A 4911-nucleotide genomic window follows, 5' to 3' on the forward strand; every position below is an offset into this window, starting at 1 on the left:
ATCTTGCTCGCCGCACCGGTCAGCGTGCTGCTCGCGGGCCGGCGGCCGGCCCTCTGGCGGCTCGCCCTCTCGGTCGGGCTCAGCCAGTTCGCGTTCCACTTCCTCTTCGGGCTCGGGCAGCCGAGCGACATCCGCTTCGCGGGCGACACGACGATGGCGGGGATGCCCGGCATGCGGCTCCACGTCACGGGCGGCGCCCCCGCCGAGCTCGCGAGCTCGTCGATGTGGGCCGGGCACGTCGCGGCCGCGCTGGTCACGATCGCCGCCTTCCGTCATGGCGAGAGGCTTGTGCGGCGGATGCTGGCGCTCGCCGCCCGCTTCCTGGTGACCGCCTTCGCCCTGGTCACGGCGCCGATCGCCCCACGGCCTCGGCCCGTCGCGGCGGCTCTCGTGCCCCCTGCGCTCTTCCCGCAGTTCCTCGTCGGAACGACGCGGCATCGCGGCCCACCTGTTCGATTCGCCTTCCCCTGACCCCGCCGGTCGAGCGGCGCGCCCTGGCGCGTACCGAAGCCGCCTGCGCGAGCGGGGTTTCGATACGCGCGGCAGGCCGCGCTACTCAACCAAACGGATTGGACCCATGAACAGACGCTTCACCCTGCGCGCCGTCGCGGCCCTCGCGGCCGGCGGCGCACTCGCCATCGCCGCGCCGCTCGCGGTCAGCGCCCACGTGCGCATCGACCCAGACACCGCCCCTGCCGGCGGCTACAGCTACGTCAGCTTCCGCGTGCCCACCGAGTCGGCCACGGCGAGCACGGTCGGCCTCACGATTCAGCTGCCGACCGACACGCCGTTCACCTCGGTGAGCTACGAGGCCATGCCCGGCTGGACGGCGAAGGTCACGACCGGCACGCTTCCCGAACCGGTGACCATCGACGGGACCTCCGTCACCACGGCGCCCACGTCGGTGACCTTCACCGCCACGGGCGGCGGCATCGCGCCCGGCCAGTTCGGCGTCTTCACCCTGTCGCTCGGCAAGGTGCCCGACACCGGGAAGGTGCTGCTGCCGGCGACGCAGCGCTACTCCGACGGCTCTGTCGTGAAGTGGGACCAGCCGACGCCCGCGAGCGGCGAAGAGCCTGAGCACCCCGCGCCGACGCTGTACATCAACGATGCGCCCCCGGCAGACGCCGCCGGCATCACGACCGCCAGCCCGGCGCCCGATGCCTCGGCGCCTGCGCCCGATCACGCCGGCCTCGACACGGCGGCGCTCGTCGTCGGCTTCGCGGGTCTCGTGGTCGGCGCGGCCGGCCTCGTCGTCGCGGTGGTCGCCCTGATGCGAAAGCGGGCCGCCGCGTGAGCACGGCCAGACGTGCCGCACGGGCGGATCGCCCGCGGCGAAGCACCATCGCGGCACTTCTCGCAGGGGCCGGCGCCGCCGTGGCGGCCGCGGCGCTCGCGCTGGTGCCGGCGACGAGCGCCAGCGCGCACGACTACCTCGTCTCGAGCACTCCGGCGGCGAACGCGTCCGTCACGAGCGCACTGTCGCAGGTGTCGCTGACCTTCGACGACATCGTGCTCGACGACGGCGGGCACGGCGCCCTCGTGCAGGTGACGGATGCCTCGGGGCGCAACTTCGAGACGGGATGCGCCTCCGTCCAAGACCGACAGGTGTCGGTGCCGGTCGCGCTCGGCGCCCCGGGCACCTACCGCGTGACCTGGCAGATCGTGTCGGCCGACGGCCACCCGGTGAGCGACTCGATCCAGTTCACCTACAGCGGCCCGAAGGCCGGCGACGGCCGCACGGGCCCGCTCGCGAAGTGCGGCACGACCGTCGCGGCGCCGAAGGCTCAGGCGACGGGGGCGCCGGCGCAGGCATCCGTCTCGCCCGCCGTGATCGTCATCATCGCGGTCGCGGGCGGTGTCGTCGTGCTCGCCGTGATCGCGGTGGTGCTCGTCATCGTGCTCAGCGGGCGGCGCACGAGAGCGAAAGACGGCGACACGACGGTGAACTGACACCGAACGAGGGCTCCCCGAGAGGCGCCGGGGTGCATAGCTGAGCTATAGTTACTTAGCAAAGCACAACTAACTTCTCTCGGAGAGCCCTCCCGTCGTGTCGAATTCCCTCTTCACCAAAGACCACCCGCGCTACAAGTGGGTGGCGCTGAGCAACACCACGCTCGGCATCCTGATGGCGACCATCAACTCGTCGATCGTGATCATCTCGCTGCCCGCGATCTTCACGGGCATCAAGATCAACCCGCTCGACGCGGCCAACGTCAGCTACCTGCTGTGGATCCTGATGGGCTACCTGCTCGTCACGGCCGTGCTCGTGGTCACCTTCGGCCGCCTCGGCGACATGTTCGGCCGGGTGCGCATCTACAACCTCGGCTTCGTCGTCTTCACGGTCGGCTCGATCGCGCTCGCGCTCAACCCGCTGAGCGGCGGCCACGGCGCGATGTGGCTGATCATCTGGCGCTTCGTACAGGGCATCGGCGGCGCCATGCTGTTCAGCAACTCGACCGCCATCATCACCGACGCGTTCCCGGCCAACCGCCGCGGCATGGCGCTCGGCATCAACCAGGTCGCGGCCATCGCGGGCTCGTTCATCGGACTGCTCATCGGCGGCCTGCTCGCGAACCTCTCGTGGCACGTCGGCACTCTCGACGTCGAGTGGGTCTTCCTCGTCTCGGTGCCCGTCGGCATCGTCGGCACCATCTGGTCTTACCTGTCGCTGCACGAGGTCGGCACGAAGTCGGCCGGCAAGATGGACTGGTGGGGCAACGCCCTGTTCGCGATCGGCCTCGCCTCGCTGCTCACGGCGATCACCTACGGAATCCAGCCCTACGGCGACTCGACCGAGGGGTGGACCAACCCCTGGGTGCTCACCGGCCTGATCGGCGGCGCCGTCGTGCTCGTCGGCTTCGTCTTCGTCGAGCTCGCGCAGAAGTCGCCGATGTTCGAGATGCGCCTGTTCAAGATCCGCGCCTTCGCGATGGCGATGCTCGCCGGTCTGCTCTCGTCGATCGGCCGCGGCGGCATGCAGTTCATGCTGATCATCTGGCTGCAGGGCATCTGGCTGCCGCTGCACGGCGTCGCCTACGACCAGACGCCGCTGATGGCGGGCTTCGCGATGCTGCCCATCACGATCGGATTCCTCATCTCGGGCCCGCTGTCAGGGACCATCTCCGACCGGGTCGGCCCGCGCCTGTTCGCGACCACCGGCCTGCTGGTCGTCGCGGCGACCTTCGTGCTGCTGATCGTCCTGCCGATCGACTTCACCTACTGGCAGTTCGCGGTCATCACGTTCTTCAACGGCATCGGCTCGGGCATGTTCGCCGCCCCGAACCGCGCCGCGATCATGAACTCGGTTCCCGCGAACATGCGCGGCTCGGCCTCGGGCATGGCCGGCACCGTGCAGAACTCGGGCACCTCGCTGTCGATGGGCATCTTCTTCTCGCTGCTCATCGCCGGCCTGTCGACCGCGCTGCCGAAGGCCCTGTTCTCGGGTCTGACCGGCCAGGGCGTGGCTGCAGACGTCGCCACCAAGGTGTCGACCCTGCCGCCGGTCTCGAGCGTGTTCGCCGCGTTCCTCGGCTACAACCCGATGGACACCCTGCTCGGCAAGGGCGGCATGAACGTGCTGTCGACGCTGCCCGAGCACGCCCAGAAGACCCTCGTCGGCAACGAGTTATTCCCGCACCTCATCTCGGGCGCCTTCCACGACGGCCTGGTCGTCGTGTTCATCGCCGCCGCGGCCATGTCGGTCGTCGCCGCGATCGCATCGCTCATTCGCGGCAAGCACTACGTTCACGAGGTGCACGCCGTGGAAGAATCCATCGAAGCGCACGAGGCCGCGGTCGAGAAGGTCTCCCGATGACGAAGGCGTAGGAATGACCCGGACGGATCAGCCCAGCGGCACGAGCACCGCGTTGCCCGAGCCGACCGAGAACGACTTGGCGACGCGGTTCGCGGTCGCGATCGGCCGCATCAACCGGCGCATCCGGCCCACCCACGACGGCATCAGCCACGGGCTGGTGTCGGCCCTGGGAAGCATCGTGCGCGTCGGCGAGATCCGCCCGGGCGACCTCGCCCGCCTCGAGTCGGTCGCCGCACCGACCATGACCCGGCTCGTCGCCGACCTCGAGGCGCGCGGGCTGGTCACCCGCCGGCCCGACCCCAACGACGGCCGCTCGTTCTTCGTCGTCGCGACCCCCGCGGGCGTCGACGCCATCCGCCGGGCGCGCTTCGAGCGCGCCGAGCGCGTCGCGGCGCTGCTCGAGACGCTGCCGCCCGAGCAGCTCGCCGCCGTGAAGGCGGCCATCGACGGGCTCGAGGCCGCCTCGCAGGCGGCGATTTCGCGCTAGCTGGGCGCTGGTCGAGTAGCGACGAAGGAGCGTGCCGGGGCGCGCTCCTGGCGAGGAAGAGGTCTCGATACGGTCGCAGAGCGACCTACTCGACCAACGAGCGGGGCCGGGCGGGGCGATCAGAGTGCGATCGTGACCGAGCGCCCCTCGTCGCGGGCGTCGAAGGCCGCGCGCACCGTGTAGACGCCAGAGGGAAGCACCCACCGCTGCGCTTCGACGCTCCACACCTCGAAGGCGCGACGCGGAATGCGCAGCGTCAGGGCGACGACACGGCCGGCGAGCACGTTCTGCGCGGCGTAGCCTGCGAGCCAGCGCGCGGGCCGGTCCCAGCCGCCGTCGCCCTCGTCGTCGGTCGGCCCCGACAGATAGAACTGCACGACGCCGCGCGCATCGCGCTCACCGTCGTTCGTGAGCGCGACCGTGACGGGCAGGGTGTCGTCGGGGCTCCACTCCTCAGCGGCGATCGGCTCGCCGAGGCGCCATGTGCCGTACCCGAGCCCGAATCCGAACGGCCTGGCGGGCACCCGGCCCAGCCGCTCCCAGCCGCGGTAGCCGACGTGCACGCCCTCGCGGTATTCGACGACCCCGTCGACGGGCACCGCGTCGG

At 70.8% G+C, this 4911-nt stretch carries 6 protein-coding genes; 5 read left to right on the forward strand and 1 reads right to left on the reverse strand.

Annotated features, from left to right (window positions below; translation table 11 throughout):
* The 5 genes from ACM2XV_RS12195 to ACM2XV_RS12215 form a co-directional block, all read left to right on the forward strand.
* A partial coding sequence (locus tag ACM2XV_RS12195) for a hypothetical protein (RefSeq protein WP_487027109.1) occupies positions 1–471 on the forward strand: 471 nt, incomplete at its 5' end.
* A 106-nt stretch (positions 472–577) separates the two neighbouring features.
* Positions 578–1297, forward strand: a complete 720-nt coding sequence (locus ACM2XV_RS12200; protein ID WP_344776927.1) for a YcnI family copper-binding membrane protein — start codon at positions 578–580, stop codon at positions 1295–1297.
* Positions 1294–1953: a copper resistance CopC family protein gene (locus ACM2XV_RS12205; RefSeq protein WP_487027110.1), complete on the forward strand. Its 660-nt coding sequence runs from the start codon at positions 1294–1296 to the stop codon at positions 1951–1953. The genes ACM2XV_RS12200 and ACM2XV_RS12205 overlap by 4 nt, the downstream gene beginning before the upstream one ends.
* Positions 1954–2050: 97 nt before the next feature.
* A complete protein-coding gene (locus tag ACM2XV_RS12210; RefSeq protein WP_487027111.1) occupies positions 2051–3817 on the forward strand; it encodes an MFS transporter in 1767 nt (588 codons plus the stop codon).
* Between the two features lie 13 nt (positions 3818–3830).
* Positions 3831–4304, forward strand: coding sequence for a MarR family winged helix-turn-helix transcriptional regulator (locus tag ACM2XV_RS12215; RefSeq protein ID WP_344776934.1), 474 nt, complete (start codon positions 3831–3833; stop codon positions 4302–4304).
* Positions 4305–4423: 119 nt separating this feature from the next.
* On the opposite strand, the gene ACM2XV_RS12220 is transcribed toward ACM2XV_RS12215, so the two are convergent.
* The coding region (locus ACM2XV_RS12220) for a fibronectin type III-like domain-contianing protein (protein ID WP_487027112.1) at positions 4424–4911 on the reverse strand (488 nt) is incomplete at its 5' end.

Source organism: Gryllotalpicola sp. CP2-P1, assembly GCF_057512245.1.